Source organism: Herbaspirillum sp. SJZ107 (assembly GCF_006715485.1).
Taxonomy (GTDB): domain Bacteria; phylum Pseudomonadota; class Gammaproteobacteria; order Burkholderiales; family Burkholderiaceae_D; genus Telluria.
The window spans coordinates 576823-594858 of sequence record NZ_VFNH01000002.1 but is presented as its reverse complement, the minus strand read 5'-3'; the positions used below and the strand labels follow the sequence as shown (position 1 = coordinate 594858).

14 protein-coding genes and 1 tRNA gene are annotated in these 18036 nt (G+C 58.8%); 6 read left to right on the top strand and 9 right to left on the bottom strand.

Annotation, left to right across the window (positions count from 1 at the left end):
• Nucleotides 1-30 precede the first annotated feature (30 nt).
• Nucleotides 31-1368 (top strand): S8 family serine peptidase, encoded by a 1338-nt coding sequence (locus tag FBX97_RS12370; RefSeq protein ID WP_141832006.1) that lies wholly within the window; start codon nucleotides 31-33, stop codon nucleotides 1366-1368.
• Nucleotides 1369-1475: 107 nt separating this feature from the next.
• Nucleotides 1476-2426: a hypothetical protein gene (locus FBX97_RS12365; protein WP_141832004.1), complete on the top strand. Its 951-nt coding sequence runs from the start codon at nucleotides 1476-1478 to the stop codon at nucleotides 2424-2426.
• Between the two features lie 28 nt (nucleotides 2427-2454).
• On the opposite strand, the gene FBX97_RS12360 is transcribed toward FBX97_RS12365, so the two are convergent.
• Complete coding sequence (locus FBX97_RS12360; protein WP_141832002.1) at nucleotides 2455-3072, bottom strand: LON peptidase substrate-binding domain-containing protein; 618 nt, start codon at nucleotides 3070-3072, stop codon at nucleotides 2455-2457.
• Between the two features lie 81 nt (nucleotides 3073-3153).
• Complete coding sequence (locus tag FBX97_RS12355; RefSeq protein WP_141832000.1) at nucleotides 3154-3606, bottom strand: hypothetical protein; 453 nt, start codon at nucleotides 3604-3606, stop codon at nucleotides 3154-3156.
• Nucleotides 3607-3836: 230 nt separating this feature from the next.
• On the opposite strand from FBX97_RS12355, the gene FBX97_RS12350 reads away from it, so the two are divergent.
• The gene (locus FBX97_RS12350) at nucleotides 3837-6137 is read left to right on the top strand and encodes a CHASE domain-containing protein (RefSeq protein WP_141831998.1); all 2301 of its coding nucleotides are present in this window, start codon (nucleotides 3837-3839) and stop codon (nucleotides 6135-6137) included.
• 90 nt (nucleotides 6138-6227) lie between these two features.
• Here FBX97_RS12350 and FBX97_RS12345 read toward each other — a convergent pair whose 3' ends face one another.
• A complete protein-coding gene (locus FBX97_RS12345; RefSeq protein WP_255517443.1) occupies nucleotides 6228-6653 on the bottom strand; it encodes a glycine zipper 2TM domain-containing protein in 426 nt (141 codons plus the stop codon).
• A gap of 120 nt (nucleotides 6654-6773) precedes the next feature.
• Nucleotides 6774-8753, bottom strand: coding sequence for a S9 family peptidase (locus FBX97_RS12340; RefSeq protein ID WP_141831994.1), 1980 nt, complete (start codon nucleotides 8751-8753; stop codon nucleotides 6774-6776).
• 230 nt (nucleotides 8754-8983) lie between these two features.
• Between FBX97_RS12340 and nth the strand changes: the two genes are divergently transcribed.
• The gene (gene nth, locus FBX97_RS12335; protein WP_141831992.1) at nucleotides 8984-9649 is read left to right on the top strand and encodes an endonuclease III; all 666 of its coding nucleotides are present in this window, start codon (nucleotides 8984-8986) and stop codon (nucleotides 9647-9649) included.
• A gap of 8 nt (nucleotides 9650-9657) precedes the next feature.
• Here nth and lepB read toward each other — a convergent pair whose 3' ends face one another.
• On the bottom strand, nucleotides 9658-10590 hold the full coding sequence (gene lepB / locus FBX97_RS12330) for a signal peptidase I (RefSeq protein WP_185748569.1): 933 nt from the start codon (nucleotides 10588-10590) through the stop codon (nucleotides 9658-9660).
• A 376-nt stretch (nucleotides 10591-10966) separates the two neighbouring features.
• On the opposite strand from lepB, the gene FBX97_RS12325 reads away from it, so the two are divergent.
• Nucleotides 10967-11221: a hypothetical protein gene (locus FBX97_RS12325; RefSeq protein WP_141831988.1), complete on the top strand. Its 255-nt coding sequence runs from the start codon at nucleotides 10967-10969 to the stop codon at nucleotides 11219-11221.
• A 54-nt stretch (nucleotides 11222-11275) separates the two neighbouring features.
• Here FBX97_RS12325 and FBX97_RS12320 read toward each other — a convergent pair whose 3' ends face one another.
• Nucleotides 11276-13624, bottom strand: coding sequence for an AAA family ATPase (locus tag FBX97_RS12320; protein WP_141831986.1), 2349 nt, complete (start codon nucleotides 13622-13624; stop codon nucleotides 11276-11278).
• Nucleotides 13625-13921: 297 nt separating this feature from the next.
• Entirely contained in the window at nucleotides 13922-14722 is an 801-nt protein-coding gene (locus FBX97_RS12315; protein ID WP_141831984.1) for a hypothetical protein, read from the bottom strand.
• A 1208-nt stretch (nucleotides 14723-15930) separates the two neighbouring features.
• On the opposite strand from FBX97_RS12315, the gene FBX97_RS12310 reads away from it, so the two are divergent.
• A complete protein-coding gene (locus FBX97_RS12310) occupies nucleotides 15931-16449 on the top strand; it encodes a hypothetical protein (RefSeq protein ID WP_141831982.1) in 519 nt (172 codons plus the stop codon).
• Between the two features lie 117 nt (nucleotides 16450-16566).
• Here FBX97_RS12310 and FBX97_RS12305 read toward each other — a convergent pair whose 3' ends face one another.
• Both FBX97_RS12305 and FBX97_RS12300 read right to left on the bottom strand, forming a co-directional pair.
• Nucleotides 16567-17328, bottom strand: coding sequence for a tyrosine-type recombinase/integrase (locus FBX97_RS12305; protein WP_185748568.1), 762 nt, complete (start codon nucleotides 17326-17328; stop codon nucleotides 16567-16569).
• A gap of 547 nt (nucleotides 17329-17875) precedes the next feature.
• Nucleotides 17876-17954 (bottom strand) — tRNA-Ile (locus tag FBX97_RS12300).
• Between the last annotated feature and the right edge of the window lie 82 nt (nucleotides 17955-18036).

Below are 18036 nucleotides of genomic sequence, written 5' to 3'. Positions count from 1 at the left end.
ATTAGTTGATTCAGAGCATATTATCCCACCATGAACCGTCTTGCCTTCCTGTGCGCCCTGCTCGCCTGCGGCCACGCATCCGCCCAGCTGCACTTGCCTGGCCCGAACCTGCCCTTGAACCTGCCGTCCGGCCTGTCCCAGGGCCTGGGCCAGGCCGGCTCGTTGATCCGGCCGGTCGAGCGCCTGGTCGACCGGCGCGAACTGCCCGACCTGCGCAGCCTGCGCTTCGAGCAGGGCGCACGCCTGCTGCGCCTGTATCCCGACCGCATCGAAGCCGACCCGCGCGGCGAACCGGTGCTGCGCGGCGAGATCCTGGCCTGGAACCCCTCCCCGGCCGCCCTGCGGGCAGCACAGGCGGCCGGCATGGCCGTGCTGCGCGAAGACCGGCTGGAAGAACTGGACCAGGTGGTGGTCGTGCTGGCCGTGCCCGCCGGCAGCGCCACCGCCGCCATGCTGGAACGCCTGCGCGCCCTCGATCCGGACGGCCACTACGATTTCAACCATCTATATATGGGCAGCGGCGGCGCCCTGCCCTCCGCTGCGCCGGCGGCCGCTGCCGATGCGGCGGACCCGCCATCGCCCGCGGCCGGCATGGCGCCCAGGATGGGACTGGTCGACAGCGGCGTACAAGCGGATCACCGCGCGCTGCGCGGCGCCACCGTCCGATCCTGGGGCTGTGACGGTGGCGCCCATCCCGCCGCGCACGGCACCGCGGTGGCGGCCCTGATGGTCGGGCGCGACGGGCGCTTTCGCGGCGCCGTGCCCGGCGCCACCCTGTACGCTGCCGACATCTACTGCGACAGCCCGACCGGCGGCTCGGCCGAACGCATCGCCCAGGCGCTGGCCTGGCTGGCGCGCCAGCAGGTCGGCGTCATCAACCTGAGCCTGGTGGGTCCGCCCAACGGCGTGCTCGAACGGACGGTCGCGGCCATGCTCGCGCGTGGCCACCTGCTGGTCGCCGCGGTGGGCAACGACGGCCCGGCCGCCCCGCCACTGTTTCCGGCCAGTTACCCGGGCGTGGTCGGCGTGACCGGGGTCGACCGCGACGGCCGCCCGCTGCCGGAAGCGGCGCGCGGCCCCCAGGTGCAGTTTGCCGCACCCGGCAACCACATGGCCAGCGCCAGCCCCGGCACCCCACCCTACCGTGCGGTGCGCGGCACCTCGTTCGCGGCACCCATCGTCGCCGGCCTGCTGGCGCCGGCACTGCCGCGCCCCGAGCGCGAACGCGCACGCGCAGCCGTCGCCGCGCTGGCACGCCAGGCCACCGGCGCGGCTGCCGATGGCAGCGCCACCGATGGTACCGACAAGGGCCTGGGCCGCGGCATCGTCGGCGCCGACATCCGCACCGATCCGGCCAGCCTGCGCTAGTTTTCAACTTTTTTAAAAAATTTTTCGGACGATGGAATAAACAGCCGAGCCGGCACGTTTTCCTTACAAGGCGGCGGAGAGTCCGCGCCACTTCAAGGAGATCCATCATGAACAAGAAACGCATCGTCCAGAACATCACCCTCGTCCTCGCCCTCGGCATCGCGGCTTCGGCCCAGGCCCAGCTCCTCGGCGGCGGCCGCCTCGGCGGTTCGGTCGGCGGCATGCTCGGCGGTTCCGCCGGTGGCATGCACGGCATGAGCGGCATGGGTGGCATGAGCGGCATGGCCACCCGCAACGCCGGCATGGACCAGGTTCGCAACACGCCCCGTCCGGTGCGCAACGAGGGCGCCACGGCCGGCGGCCGGAACAACGCCGGCGGCAGCCTGGCCGGCAATGGCGACGTCGCGCTGAGCGGCGGCGCGAGCGGACTGGGCAGCGTTGCTGGCGCCGGCGCCGATGCCGCACGCGGCATGGCGGCCCCGGTGCGCCAGGGTGCCGCGGCCCAGGTCGACAGCACCCGCGGCTACGCGGCCTCGAGCGCGGCCAATGCGCGCGACACGGCACGCGCCCTGCCCCAGGGTGCGGCGGGCGGCGTGCAGGGCATCGGCGCGGCGGCATCGCCGCTGGGAGTCTTGGGTTCGACCAACGGTTCGCTGCAGGCGGGCGGCAGCGGCAGCGGCAGCGGTAGCACCAGCGGCGCCGGCACCAGCGGCACCTCGGCCGGTTCCGGGCAGGCAAGCGGTCAATTGAGCGGCAGTGCAAGCGGGCTGGGCAGCGTTGCGGGCGCCGGCGCCGATATCGCGCGCGGCATGGCGGCCCCGCTGCGCCAGGGTGCCGCGGCCCAGGTCGACGGCACCCGCGGCTACGCGGCCTCGAGCGCGGCCAATGCGCGCGACACGGCACGCGCCCTGCCACAAGGTGCTGCGGGCGGGGTGCAAGGCATCGGTGCCGCGGCGTCTTCGGTAGGTGTCTCGGGTTCGACCCAGGGGTCGCTGCAGGCGGGCGGCAGCGGCAGCACTAGTACCAGCGGCGGCAGCGGCACCTCGACCGGCCAGTAAGCCTACAAACGAAACCGCACCGCAGCAGTCAGGAAGTGATCAGGCCGTGCTCGTCGAGCACGTCGTGCAGCAGCTCCAGCCTGATCATCGGATTGTCCAGCATCAGCATGTTCTGCTTCTGTGCGTTCGGCAGCGGCAGCAGCTCGCACCAGCGGTTGGCGACCCAGCCGCAATCGTCGAGCCGGAACGGCGGCTGCACCGGCCAGCGGCTCTGCGGCACGTCGTGCAGCGAGGCCAGCACGCGGTCGAGCGCATCGGCGGCACCCTTCAGGTCGGACGGGATGCGCACCGCGTGGTCTTCTTCGACCAGCTCGGCCTCGGCCATCCACAAGCCGTTGGCGCGGCGCTCGGTATCGAGCACATTGAAGCGCGTGCCGCCGCGGCACACCACCTGCAGCAGGCCCGGCGTGGACGCCGTCGTGTCCTGCACCGAGGCCAGCGTGCCGGCGCCGACGAAGCGCTCGATGCCTTCCGGATGGCGCACCTCCTGGCCCTGGGTCAGCAGCACCACGCCGAAGGGTTCGTCCTCGGTCAGGCAATGGCTGATCATGTCGAGATAGCGCACCTCGAAGATCTGCAGCGGCAACACGCCATCCGGAAACAGGACCGTGCTGAGCGGGAACAAGGGTAAGGAGATCGTCGCCATGCGGGCATCATGACAGATTCGCCGCGCCGCATGGAGCACGATTGGGAGCACGATCACGAGCGCGATCGGCGGCGCTTCAGCTCACTCGTCCGGCGCCTGCAGCGGCAAGGTGCGCAGCGCATCGAACAGCGTCATCAGGCGCCAGCGCAGCCGTGCCCAGCCGGGATCCGGCTGCTCCAGCACCTGCACCAGCACGCGCGCGCCGGGCGCGAGGTCGCAGGCGAACGGAAACTCGCCGGCCTGCTCGAAGGGCAGGCGGAATTCGCGGCCCGGCAGCACCCGCACCTGGCCGAATACGTGCGGCGCCGCGTCGCGGTTACGCAGCAGCAGCACGTCGCGCACGCCCAGGGTCAGCCACACCTGGCCCGGCACCCGGACGCGTCCAGGCTGCGGCGCCGCAGTTGGCGATGGGGTGCGCGGGAAATCGAAACCGAGTTCGCGGGTCGGGTAACGCAGCGGCGCCAGTGCGGCCCAGGCCAGCACGGCCAGCAGGATCGCAGCCAGCGCCAGCTGCACGCGGCGTACCAGGCTCATGCGGCCACCGTGAGGAAGCGAAAGGGATGGGGAATCATGACAGGAAGGAAAATAGTGGTCGATTGTAGCCGGAGGAATTGCGCATCGTAAATGCCAGGTTGTCCATGACAAGCCCTTTTGTGCGCCTGCCATCGGCAGAGATGCGTATGCTTTCTGGCGACGGCGCGTCCCCTGCCGGCAACGGAACTGACGATCGTCCCTGTCGCGTCTCGTCTGTCACTATTGTATACATGCCGCCATCCGATTCCTCACACGCCGCGCCTCCTGTCCATCCTGCCCCTGCGCGCAGCCCAGCATCCATTCCGCTGCTGCTGGCCGCCCTGGTCTTCCTTGCGTCGCTGGTCGTCACCTACATGGTCGCGGACAGTGCCGAGCGCGCCACCGAAAGCGAACTCGAAAGCACCTTCCACTACCGTGCACGCGACCTCGAAACGCTGCTGGGGCGCCGCCTGGCGGTCTACGAGCAGGTGCTGCGCGGCGGGCGCGGCTTCCTGCGCGGCTCGGTCGACCTGAGCCGCGCCGATTTCGCCGAATACTACGGCGTGCTGCGCCTCAACGAACGCTTTCCCGGCATCGGGGCGCTCGGGATCGCGACGATCGTGCCGCGCGCCCAGCTCGACGCCCACGTGGCCGCCGTGCGCGCCGAGGGCTTCCGCGACTACGACATCCGTCCCGCCGGCGAGCGCGACCCGTACACCGCGATCACCCATATCGAACCCTTCAACGAACGCAATCACCGCGCCTTCGGCTACGACATGTTCAGCGAACCGGTGCGCCGCGCCGCGATGGAAGCCGCGCGCGACAGCGGCCGCGCCGCCTCCACCGGCAAGGTCGTGCTGGTGCAGGAAGGCCCGCTGGCAGGCCATGCGGCCGAGCAGCCCGGCTTCCTGATGTACGTGCCGGTCTACCGCGCCGGCCTGCCGCAATCCACGCTGGCTGAACGGCGCGCGGCCATCATCGGCTGGGTCTACGCGCCGTTCCGCATGAACGACCTGATGCAGGGCCTGGGCGGCGCGCACGCCAGCGAACTCGAAGTGACCATCTACGACGGCCGCCAGCCGCTGCCCGCGGCACTGCTGTACCGTTCGCCGGCCGCGCTCAAGCGGCAAGCGGCAGCGGGCGCCGTCCAGCGTCCGCGCTACAGCTACACCGCGCAGCTCGACAACGCCGGCCATCCGTGGACGCTGGTGATCGCCTCCTCGCCGGCCCTCGAAAAGGCCGCCGGGCGCCGCACCACGCTGGCGATCGCGCTGACCGGCATCGGCCTCGGCCTGCTGCTCAGCCTCGTGATCTGGCTGCTGGCCAGCGAACGCCGCCGCGCCCTGCAACTGGCCAGCGGCATGACCCAGGAACTGCGCGTCTCGCGCGACCGCATCGACGCCGACCGCCAGCGCATCCGCCTGATCCTGCAGACCGCCTACGACGCCTTCGTCGGCGTCGGCCCGGACGGCCGCATCACCGACTGGAACGCGCGCGCCTGCAAGCTGTTCGGCTGGCACGAGGAAGAAGCCCTCGGCCGCGACGTGGTCGAGCTGCTGGTGCCCGCCTCGCGGCGCGAGCACGAGCGCGCCTGCCTGGCGCAGTTTGCCGTCAATGGCGCGTGCGCGATGCTGGAAGGCCCGACCGAAACGGTCGCGCTCGACCGCCACGGCCACGAAATTCCGGTGGAAATCGCGATCACCCCGCTGCCGACCGCGCACGGCTACGGCGTGACCGCCTTCGTGCGCGACATCCGCCCGCGCAAGGAAGCCCAGCAGCGCCTGGAAGATGCCCGGGCGGCGCTGCTGCGCTCGCAGAAGCTGGAAGCGGTCGGCAAGCTGACCGGCGGCGTGGCGCACGATTTCAACAACATCCTGCACATCATCAGCGCCAACGTGCAGCTGATGCTGCGCAACGACGAAGGCGAGCGCAAGCGCCTGGTCGGCATCATGGATGCGGTGGAACGCGGCAAGAAGCTGGCGGCGCAGCTGCTGGCCTTTGCCCGGCGCCAGCCGCTGCACCCGAGCGTGGTCGACCTGGCCCAGCTGATCGAACGCATGGACACCCTGCTGCACCGCGCCGCGGGCGACGCCGTCGCGATCCGCTTCGCACTGCCACCCGGCCTGTGGTACGCGCTGGTCGACCCCAACCAGCTGGAAAACGTGCTGCTCAACCTGGTGATCAACGCGCGCGACGCCATGGGGCGCCAGGGCGAGGTCACGATCACGCTGGCCAACCTGACGGTGGCGCCCGGCGACGCGCTGGCCAACACCGGCATCCGGCCCGGCGAATTCGTGACGGCGGCGGTGAGCGACACCGGCAGCGGCATGCCGCCGGAGGTGATGGAACGGGCTTTCGAGCCCTTCTTCACCACCAAGCCGGAAGGCGAAGGCACCGGCCTGGGATTATCGATGGCGCACGGCTTTGCCAAGCAGAGCGGCGGACATATCCGCATTGCGAGCGTGCTTGGGGAAGGAACGACCGTGACGCTGTATCTGCCGCGGGCGCTGCAGGATACGCCGGATCCGGCGTTTTTGCCGGTGATGCATTGATCAGTAGTAACGATAAGTAAAAGCAAAAAACGCCGTGCCCGCGAAAGCGGGGACGACGTTGTTCAAGTAGCGCGGGCGCCCCAACTACGCTCAGTCGCGCACTACACGGCCCTGCAGCACGCGCACATGATCGCCATTGCGCAGATGCGGATTGCCGCGCTCGGTGATTGTACGGTGGCCGCCACGGGCCATCTTCACGCGGATGTCGGTGTAGGTATCGGTCTTGATGTTGCGCTCGAGCTTGTTACCGGCATAAGCACCGCCAACGGCACCGGCGACGGTGGCCAGCGTGCGGCCGTTGCCGCTGCCGATCTTGTTGCCCAGCAGGCCACCGACCACGGCGCCACCGACACCGCCCACGCCGCTGCCGCGCTCGGCTTCACGTTCGTAGGTGTGGGTCGACACGACGGTGCCGCAATTCTGGCACTGCGGCGCGGCCTGGCTGATGGCTGGAGCGGCACCGGCGGTAACGAATGCGGCGACGAGAGCGGCTTTGCGAATCGAATTGAAGTTCATGGTTTTCCCCTTAGGTATTTTTGTAACAAACATGCCCATAGAGTAACGTTAAGACGGGCTCGGGGAAAGCCGGATTCGGTATCAAATGCAAGCGGATGTAACCACTGGGCATGGCGCGGGTTACAGGTTCTTCGCCAGGAAGGCCTCCACCCGTTTCCAGAAATCGATGCGCGTCGCTTCGGTGTGCCAGCCATGGCCCTCGTTCGGATAACTGATCCACTCGACGTTCCGGTTCTTTTCGGCCACCGCGCTGCGGAAACGGGTCGCATGGATCACCGGCACGCGCCGGTCCTCGCTGCCGTGGGCGATCAGCAAAGGCTGCTTCAGCTCGGCCGCGCGGCGCAGCGGCGAGAACTGGGCGAATTGCGCCGCGTCGGCGACCGGATCGCCGATCAGGGTTTGCAGGCCGAAGCGGCGCGCATCGTCCGACATGTCGCTCTCCACTGCGGTGAACAGCAGGTCGAGATCGGTCACGCCGGCCCATTCGACGCCGCAACGGAACAGGTCCGGATCGCGGATCATGCCCATCAGCGCCGCATAGCCGCCGTAGCTCGCGCCCATGATGGCAACCCGCTTCGCATCGACCCAGCCCTTGCCGGTTGCCCAGCGCACGGTATCGGCCAGGTCGTCCTGCATCGCCCTGCCCCACTGCTTCCAGCCGGCCTTGAAGTGCGCGTAGCCGAAGCCGGTGCTGCCGCGGAACTCGGGCTGCAGCACCACATAGCCGCGCGACGCCAGGAACTGGGCTTCGTCTTCCCATTCCCACGACGCGCCGCGCACGTACGGGCCGCCATGCACCAGCAGCACGGCCGGCAGCGCACCCGTCGGCTTACCCGGCGGCATGGTGACGTAGACCGGCACCTGCAAGCCGTCGCGCGCGGCGAAGCGGTAGAACTCGCGCCGTCCCATCTGGGCTGCCTTGATGTCGGGATGCATGCCGCCGAGGCCGACGATCTTGCCGTTCGCCGGCGTATACACGTAGAAGCTGGTCGGCAGGCGGTCGGACTGCGACCGCACCAGCACCGCCGCTGGGTTCGCGCAATCGATGCCGCAGGTGACGAAGTTGGACGTCCCCGGCAGCAGCGCATCGACCTTCTGCTGGATCCCCTTCATGACCGGATCCAGCCACACGGTGCCTTCGGCATCCGCACGCAGGTGGACACCGATGATCTTGCGCGCGACGTGATCCTGCTCCACCGCACCGGCATAATCGAAACCGTCGACGTCGACGAAAGGTTCCTTGGCCAGTTCACGCTTGTTCAGGTCGTACTGGAACAGGGCCGAACGGCCCATGTAGCCGGCGCGCACGTACAGGGTGTTGCGGCTGTCGAAGAACACCGGCTCGAAGCGCACGTCGTTCAGGCAGTCGCGGTTGCTGATTTCGCTCCACTGCGCATCCTCGCCCGCCCGGTACCAGACACCGCAGCGTCCCTTGGCCTCGGTCAGCGCGACGCGCGGCCGGCTGTCCGCATCCAGCAGCCAGCTGCGCACCCGGGCCGGCTGGCCGCCGGGCAGCAGGTCGGCCAGCTGGCGCGTGCGCGTATTCAGGCGATACAGGCGCGAGGATTCCACGGTGCGGTCGACATTATTGAAGGTATAGCGCCTCACGATGATATCGTCCGAGCCGTCTTCGGTTTCCCGGAAATAGGCGTAATCGGCGGTCAGCGTCTTGTCCTTGATATTCGAGCCGAGGGCGGCCTGCTCGTGGCGCCAGCTCCCGGAAATCAGATGGACGATATTCGCGCCATCGCGGTCCACCGCGAATTCGTCCAGATTGCCGACGAAATCCAGCTTCGGATTCATCACCGTGAAACCGAGGCGCTTTTCATTGATCCAGCGGATGTCATGGATGCGCGCCGTATCGAAGGTGGCGGCCACGGTCATTTTGGTCAGGTCCGCGGTATCGCGCACCACCAGCGCCTGGCCGCCGTCGCTGGTGCGGCTCAGGAGGGCGACGTAATGGCCGCCGGGCGACAGCGTGGCGAAATTGACGGCAGGGTCGCCGAAAAAGCTTTCGACTTTCGGTTTATCGTCGGCGTGGGCGAGCAGGCTGGTGGTGATGCATACCGCGGCAAAGAGCGCGTGAATCAACTTGGGCATGGCAGCTTGAATTAGGGAAAGATATTAAATATTTAATCCTGGCAATTCCTTTGTCAAGCGGTAGATAAATCCCGGTCATTTTCTGTTGCTGGCCACAGCGTTTTTTTATTTTCCAGCGTCGTTGTGACAATTGAATAGATTTTTTACCTGTGCGGCATGCAACGGAAATCGGCACGCGCAAGGTTTATGCTCGCATCATTCCCGACAATGAATGATGCGAGGCTCGGCCCATGGAAAAACAAGCGTTCGATATCGGCGTCGCGCTCGAGCGTATCGAGCAGGCCGTGCAGCCCTGGCCCAAGGCGGCGCTGTTCCAACTGGCCGAAGAAGGCTATACCTCGGTCTTCGAACAGCTGCTCGCCTGCATGATCTCGATCCGCACCTATGACGAAGTGACACTGCCGGTATCGCGCACCCTGTTTGCACGGGCACGCACGCCTGCATCGATTGGCCAGCTGAGTTGGGAAGAACTCGATGCGCTGATCAGCCCCAGTACTTTTCATGAGCGCAAGGCCCAGCAGATACTGGCCATTGCCCACCAGGTGGAAACGCAATTCGGCGGCGACCTGCCCGGCGACCGCGACGTGCTGCTGTCGTTTGCCGGGGTCGGTCCCAAGTGCGCGAACCTGGTGCTGGGCGTGGCCTGCGGGACGCCGGTGATCAGCGTCGATATCCACGTGCACCGGGTGACCGGACGCTGGGGCTACGTCAAGGCGTCGACGCCCGAGAAAACGCTGCTGGCACTGGAAACGGTATTACCGCAGGAATACTGGATCACGATTAATCGCTTGCTGGTGCCGTTCGGGAAGCATATATGTACGGGGACCCGGCCCAGGTGTTCGACTTGCCCGGTGCTGGATATGTGCCGGCAGGTGGGGGTTGAAGAACATCGTTGAGGCCTGTCTCAATACCCGTCAGCGCGGAAAATCCCGACGACCTTGCCGATCACCTGGTCGGCGCGGACGAAACCGAAATAGCGGCTGTCGACACTGTTGTCGCGGTGATCGCCCATCACATAGTAATGCCCTGCAGGGACGTCGCAACGAACCTCGACGTTCGTATAAACGCAGCGGTCGATGAAAGGAATATTCGGCGCTTCCGGACGCGCTTTCAGCAGCATGCCCTCACCTTCATTTTTAGCCAGGGTGTCGAACTGCACCCCGTCGAGCCGATTTCGGTAGCGCCGCCAGAGATATGGTAGCTCAGGGTCGGCAAAATCGCTTAGCTGGCTGATACGGGTGTCCTGCCCGTTCACAATCAGGTGGCCATCGCGATACGCCACGCGATCGCCCGGCAATCCCACCACGCGCTTGATATAGGTTTCGGCCGGCTTAAGCGGCCTGTCGAACACGATCAGGTCGCCGCGCTTGAGCGCTGCCGTATGCGGCAGGGTGGCGAGATGCAGTCCGAAGGTGCTGACGTGTCCATAACCGATCTTCTGGACCAGGATGCGATCGCCCACGCCGATCGTCGGCAGCATCGACGTCGACGGTGATTTGTACGGCTCGTACAAGAACATGCGCAACAGCGTGGCCACCAGCGCCATCGACATGACGATGAGCAGCATGCCACGCCAACGCGCATACCAGGGCCGGGGCTGGTCGGCAGCGGCCCTGGCGCGGCGATAAGCGATGATCGCACCGGTGACGATCAAGACGATTTGCAGCAGTCCGAGAACGGCTACTACATTTCCACTGGCGACAAATGCCGTGATGCCGATGGCGACTTGGACGACGAAAAACAGTATGGCCAATCGCCCCTGTCCCGCATACAGCAGGCCGAAGGGACTGAGCACGATGTTCAGCAAGGCCGCGAGCCAGGGCTTGGGAGTGGACATGGAAAGCCGAATAGTGGCGTGATATTGCAACATTAATATCATAACAATTAACGGCAGGAATCGCCTACTGAAGCGTTAACTTGATGTTATTGGCAACACTGTATCCGGCGCTGCAGGTTTTGCTGGTGAGTCAGGGATGGCGTTTGGGCAGGCGCCAAAACGACAAAAGGCTTACGCAAGTGCTTGCGTAAGCCTTCATCTTGGTAGGCCTCCCCGGAGTCGAACCGGGCACCAACGGATTATGAGTTATTTGGCCATGCTTTTCTGGCAGGTATTTTTCAATCTTTTCAGATACTTACCATGTTTTTTCGTGCACAATACTATTGCACATGATAACCATGTGCAAACGCTTTGCACACGGAAAAATGAGGTTAGAATGAACAAAATTACAATAATTGGTGTGGCGCTTTATACACTCTTTACAGTCTCAATGGATGTCTATCTTGGCCAGGTCGGTACCTCAATTTTCATTCCATGGTGCGCGTTGATGCTGCACAAGACGGCCGGCCCGGCGAGCTACACCGAGCCGTCTGTAACGCACATTAACCGGGCCACAGGCCTCCCCATGCAGATGCCCGACACAACGGTTGGCTATGACGTCGGCGGTCATCTTTACGGGTTTAGCGACTAAAGCTAAGCATGTTTAGACTCAATACTACTCCGTTATAAAACGGCGTCTAGGTACTTATAAGCGCTGATAAACCAAAGTTAAAACGTCTTGTGCCAGTGATGCCCAGTCATCCGGTGTACGACTATCCCACTTATGGTGTGCTGGGTTAAGGTCCTGCCTAAATAAGTGGAGTTCATTGCAGATTTGCTGTGGATAGCAACCGTGGGTATGTAAATTGTCTATAATTTCAGCGAGCGCCGCGTTCCCGATATTAAGAGTAAATATCTGCTGTCTATAACGACTTTTTATTTCCTCCTCAAGATACACTCTAAGGTCTGATTGGATTGGGTCTGACTTTTTCTTATTAATATAGTCGACAATGTTGGTAAACCGTCGATGATGTTCCGAATGAACAAAGGCACTTTGGTCGCCCACAACAAAATAGCTTGTCTCATCATTTTTCTCAAGCATTACGAAAGAAAAATCGCCACCAACCTCCTCGAGTTCAAGATAATGTTTCACGAAGCTTTGATAATGACTCAATAAAATCATTTGGCGACATTGCATCGCCATTGAACGGAACGTACGTATTGCCGCACTAATCCGATTATCGTCAAAACTTGTGACCGGGTCATCAAGGATGATGATAGTATTGCCGAGTACTTTTTCTTCGACAAGCGCAAGACTAGCCCAAAATATTGATAAAGCTAACGCCCTACGGTCGGACTCACTAAAAACTAAACCAAGTTTGTCTAATCCAATCTCTTGCTGCTTATACGTAATCGAAAGAGTGTAGACCGGAAAATCGCCACGGTCGTCTAATTTCTTCGCAATCGAAAAATCACGACTTCCAAAAAGCTGGAAATAATCGTGTATCTTAACAAAGAACTTATCCAGATATGCCGACTGCTCTGCATCAAGCTCCGCTTGCATGACATCAGCTGCTTTTTCGCCTACTGCAGCACTTGCAGCTTTCGCAAGATAATCCTGGCAAAGCTTATCGTTATCGAGTCTCTTGACACGGTAAGCAATTTCCTTACATCCGGCTTGAATTTTGGCAAGGTCTGCATTTAGTGCGCTAACATCTATACCATTTTTAAAATCAGCATGAGTCTGCGCAATCGTTTGAAGCAGCTTATTGTAGTCATTGATAAGAGCTATAAAGCGTTGCTCACCCACCTCAAGTTTCGCATAATCCTCCAGTTCAACTTTTTCAAAAAGCGATTCGACCTTATTTTTTATGGAAGACCTAGCACTAGAGGTGTGTAGTTCTACCTCACTCTGCAATTCTACTGACAACTCACTAATTTCTTTAGAAAGACTCTGTAATTCTATTAGCAACTGGCTACACGCCGGGTCTGATTGAAGCTCAGGATAGACTCCAATAACAGCTATATTCGAAGCATGTATGATGTCGAAATTTGGGAACTTATGCTTTAGAATTAAATTCTCGATTCTAGCCAGCTCATCCTTTAAGAGTTTTGATGCGGCCGCGAATCCCTCATCAAAGGCCTCTGCATACTGCCGAATCAAAGCTTGGCTTTGCTCTTTGATTTCTTGCTCGCAGAATGGGCAAGTATTGTCTTTCTTAAAAAATAACCCGCTTTGTAACCACTCTCGACCTCCTCTTCCAGGGTTCATGTGCTTGTCTAAATGCTCAGCCAAGCGGATTCGTGCGTCGGTATGAATGTCAGCTAGTACATACGATAGGTTTTTAGGAAGTATCGCTAATGTAGCGGATAGCGGTGTATAGCCTTCGGACAGTTTTACTGTCGGCCGTTGCCGAATAGCATCTACACCACCGATGCGTTCGTGAAGCGTTGCCGCCGCACCTACCTCCTTATCATATTTAGCCTTTAATTCTTCGATAGTTTCATTATTCTGCAATCCAACAAACTCTTCCAGATTCAAAGGAGCGGCAATTTTTCTAATAGCATCGGCGGCTTGCCTACTCTCTTTCAGAAAGCGCCGAGTTTCCTGCCGCTTCTCAACTATCGCTTGGGCTTTAGTAACGCCTTCCTCGCCCAAAACAAATTTCGTTAAATTTTCTTTGTGCCCTCTTTCTACACCATCATTAGACAGCACATTTCGGCTTATAAAACCCGAGTCGAATACGCGCCATTTTAGCGACCATTTATCTGACCCCTGCCATTTCTTACCATCGAAAATAAAAGGAACTTCGCCACCACCATCCGGCACTATATTAAACTGCACCGTCTGAGATTTTCCTCCCGGAATAGTTAGTCGATTATTGACAATGTCGACATTCCCACTCTCGATAGACCGGAATATTTCTGTAAGCGTTGATTTGCCGCGACTGTTATATCCGAATACGAGTGACGTTCGCCTAAATTCCGCCTTCGCGGAATTTAAACAACTTGCAAATGTTCCGATTCCTTGGATTTTTTGAATTCTTTTTAGCATATTTGAGCCCTAGTTTGCGTTGTACAAATTGCATTGACAATGCTACTACACCTTGGCTCAACAACGACAGCATTTGTTGCAGCGAAACCATGCGGGCTCTACCTCAGCGCCAAGACTGCAAACGCGTGACGTCCGGTGACCACAGAGGAAGTACCTCCTTATGTATCCAGCATAGGGTGCTGGATAGAGGCTGCATTGACAACCAAACCTCTGTATCACTACTGCTTAGAAAATTGCCACGTGACATCGTCGCCGCAGTCGCAAGAACAAGCGAGCATACTCGCTGATTTTGGGTTTTTAAGCCTTTTTCAAAATATCGGCGTAGCTATGCTCAAAGCCCTCAGCAGCTACCTTGAATTCCTCTTCAGTCATCGAGTACGAAAGATAAAATTTAGCTACATCCGCATCAGAGTAGGTACGTTTGCTTGAAGCAATGAAAATAGCAATATCTCGGATAGCTTGATATTTATCGACGCGGACCATAGTTTGCGGGAGCTCTGATAGAGTTGCAGCAGAGGCCATCGCTTCGACCTTTGCAAGTGCCTTGCGGCGGTTTTCTTCCAACTCTGCGTTGAGTTCTTCGGTAGTCTGATGAACCGCATACTTATCATGTTCTGCGAGACACGCATCGATTACATCTCTGCGTTTTTGAATTTCATCTTGAGAAAGCGGTTTATTTTTATACGAAAAATCGCCATTTTGGTTTAGAACTTCAAGCCCTGCATCAGGAAAACGAAGATGGATGACCAAAGTTTGTTTGTGACGATAAACAACCTCAACCCAACCGAGCGAAGCTAGAAGCTTAACCGCCTCGGAAACACGCGACTTTTCGGAAAGGCACGCGATTCTTCCGATTGTCTCAAGAGCTGGGGTTTGATAAGTATTGGTTTTATCATCGAAACGCCCAACAAGGCCCGTATAAACGTTAGCCAATTGGCAGAGCGCCACAAAGACACGAAGTGCCGTCGTGCCTCCCTTCGCCTTACGCACACGTTCATCAAGCAGAAATTGGATAGGCACGGGATAAGCGTGCAAATTGCCATGCTGAGCAAGCTTTGGTTCGTACCAACGAGCAGGTTTTTTATGTTGTTGCGACATTTTTATCTCTATACATTTTTATCAGGCTCTAGTTGCCGAAGTCAGCAACTTAAAATGTATAGGTACAAAAATGTAGTTTTTTATATTTTTTATAGAAAACTTCGAATTTATTTTTCCAGACCTGGCCTCAGCACACCATCCCGTGGCATATAACGGGCGTAAGCACGCGAGGGGCGAATAGGCCCAACTTTTCCTTGATTAACCTCGTTGAAAAACCCTACCTTCGATTCATTCCGCTCACCTCGGCGCACCGCAACGTGGCATATCGCACGCGTAAGCGTGAAGGGCCGCGAGTAGCGGCCCAACTGTGCCTAGATATAGTTCTTATGAAAGGTTGCTGTTTTGAGCAACTATGCGTCAGGGGGTGCAACAGTACACCTAGATATAGGTACAAAGTTAGGACGCTTAAAAAATCCGCGCGCTAACAGGACTTAGGCGCTCAGAACAGACGGCTTACGCCTTTCGTAGCACAAACTGGGCTCCGTGTTTTGCAAAGAAAAACGCGGAGCAGCCCTCGGCAGAGCTGCAAAGCGTATCCACCTAACAATGGGCTATTGGAAAGGAAACAGTAGCATAAAGCGGTGGGTTAGTGCCCGAAGGGGTGCAAGCTCGTCCAGAGCGAAGCAGCCTCCGCGCCCTAGCGTGGAGGCCACGGGGGGAGCCAACAGGTGGAAAACGGGCGTACAGCCTGTTTTAGGTCCCCCAAGGGGCCGACGACTTTTGGGGGGCGGAGCCCAGCCGGGTCGGGCGACAGCCGAGCCCAACTGCGCTTAATAGCTGGCGAAGCACAGCGGTCAGTAGTCGCCGGGTCCCCTCATTTTTGCGCAGCGAAAATGGAGGGGCGACGAAGGAATTTAGCGCAGTTGGGCTCGGGTGGAGGCTCCAAAGGAGTTGGAACCCGTGCCAGGCCCATAGAGGAAGGGGGGCCCTAGCCCCCCAGCGCACGACCTCGCGTTCAGCGAGGGAAAGTAAGCGATTCCGGACTCTTACCGACTACACTTTTATTTCGAAAATTCGACTAAACGGTTATACGCGGTTTCTATATTTATTGTTATATCGCTGGAACAGGGGTTATAACAATTCACATAACAATTGAAGGGACCGTATATGAACACTATTCTGCTCGACAGGAAAACAGTAATCGAACGCACGATTATTAAGCTGCTTGCGGCGCACGATGTAGCGACGATGATACAGATTCTGAACGCGTGTATCACAACACAGAGAACTCAGCAGTAGCAGCAACACAGCGTAAGCTGAAAGAAATGATGAATGCAGGTTTCATCGGACGCAAGAAATCGAACGAAGGGATTTTTAGGTACTATCTGCAAACCGCTGGATGCTACGCTGTTGCACAGTACATTAACTTTGAAGCGACGCCGGGACACGACAGAAGCTTTCTGAACTGCTCACGCTACGACAGAATCGTTGAGAAGATGATTCGTGATGCAAACGAGGTAGATACAAAAACAGGTGAAAGTATCATGCTGGGCCGTGGTGCACTGCGTCGTATCAAGAACGGAAAATTCTCAGATGTAGACGGCATACTCGGTGTGCGCATCGGGAAAGACACAAGAATGCTGAAGGTCTATGTCAAAATCAACGCGCCGGACGTTGTGGGAATCGCGAAGTACGAGAACGCAAATAAGCGGGCGAAACAATTTGGTACAAAACTGGTCGTCGTCGGTGACAATTTTACGAAAAAATCGCTCGGCATCACGAAGTAAGTTGCTATACATAGTGCGAGCGTATGCAAAACGCTCAGCAGGATGATTAAGGATACGATTTGTGAAAGTCTAGACAACAAAGAGTCATTTGAGTGCCCCGCCTCGTGCGGGGCTTTTTTATTCTTTCAATAGAACAGCTTTCATAGGCGAGACATATTCGCCTCGCGCCTTTGCCAGCGCTTCTTTGACTTGTTGCGGACTCATACCCATACGAGTCAAAACGCCGATAAGTTCATCTTCGTTAATAGCTTGTTCGTGCCTGTTGAGTGCTTCGCGAATCTCAGGAGCAGTCGATAACCCTTCGTCGTAAATTTCGATTGCTTGCGAGCTATGATGGCCTGTTAACTTTTTGATAGTCGAGTACGGCATGTTAGTCTCAATAGCTCTAGAGATGTATTCGCGCCGCATCGCATGAGCATGGAAGCTTTGCTCAACAACACCAAGTCGACGCAAAAGCTTGATAGCTGATTCATAGTTGTAATACACATAAACCGGCGTTTCAGGCGTGCTAGTCTTTGCTCGGGTAGAAAACACATACTCCGACTCGACGCCCTCAACAGTGTTTTGATAGAACTGAGCATTGAGAATTGATACGGCGCGCGGCGTCAAGTGGATACTTCTGTCTTCGCTTTTAAATTTTGTGTTGCGAAAAACCAGTGTCTCGCTTGATAAGGACACATCATCGCGGCGTAAGCGCGCGAGTTCTCCAGGCCTGCACCCTGCGTATCTCAGTAACAAGGCGAACCTTGCGGCTTCCGCGATTCGCGAATCATGGGATTGTGCTGCATGACCTAAGCCCGCAAGCTCGACACCTCCAACTCGACGCTTGCGCTTAGCCTGCGCAGGACGGTCGATTTGGCGTACGAAATTGCTTTGCACGATTTTGCGCTGCTTAGCGAAAGCGACAACAGCGGACAACGCGGCCACTTCGAGACGAACACTAGTTGTTGAGAGCTTTTTCTTAGTGCGCGGAGAAATGGCGTTGCTACGTTTATCGATGTAGTCTTATATGAGAGAAGGCGCGTTTTGTAGGTTATGCAGAGAGTAACTTCCCAACTCAGCTAAAACAGGCTGTATGCGACCGGCTTCGGTGGAACGTGTTTTAGCGGCCTTTTGCAAGAACGATTGGGACTGGCAGTACTTCCCCCAAGCTCCTGATAGTGTTAGCTCAGTAGGGTCCACTACTGCCTTTTGTTCTCCGAGAATAGAGGCTTGAGCTTCTTCTGCCGCCTCGCGGCTCAGGAACACTTTGTGGAACTTGGGGAAGCCTGCACGACGTATCTGAACGCGAAATTTGCCGTTCGGTAGCTGCAAGATAGACATTGAAAAGCCTCGTGCTGTTGGTCATGTGCAATAGAATTGCAAAACGGATTGCACGTGGTCAAGAAAAAAGGGGTTACGCTTTTACGTAACCCCTTGATTTGATTGGTAGGCCTCCCCGGAGTCGAACCGGGCACCAACGGATTATGAGTCCGCTGCTCTAACCAGGCATGAGCTAGAGGCCCGAAACTGGTGTATCTACTCGCAAGGGACGCTGGAAAACTCGCCACTTGCGGACAACGCAACGATGTCGCGTATCCGAAGTGG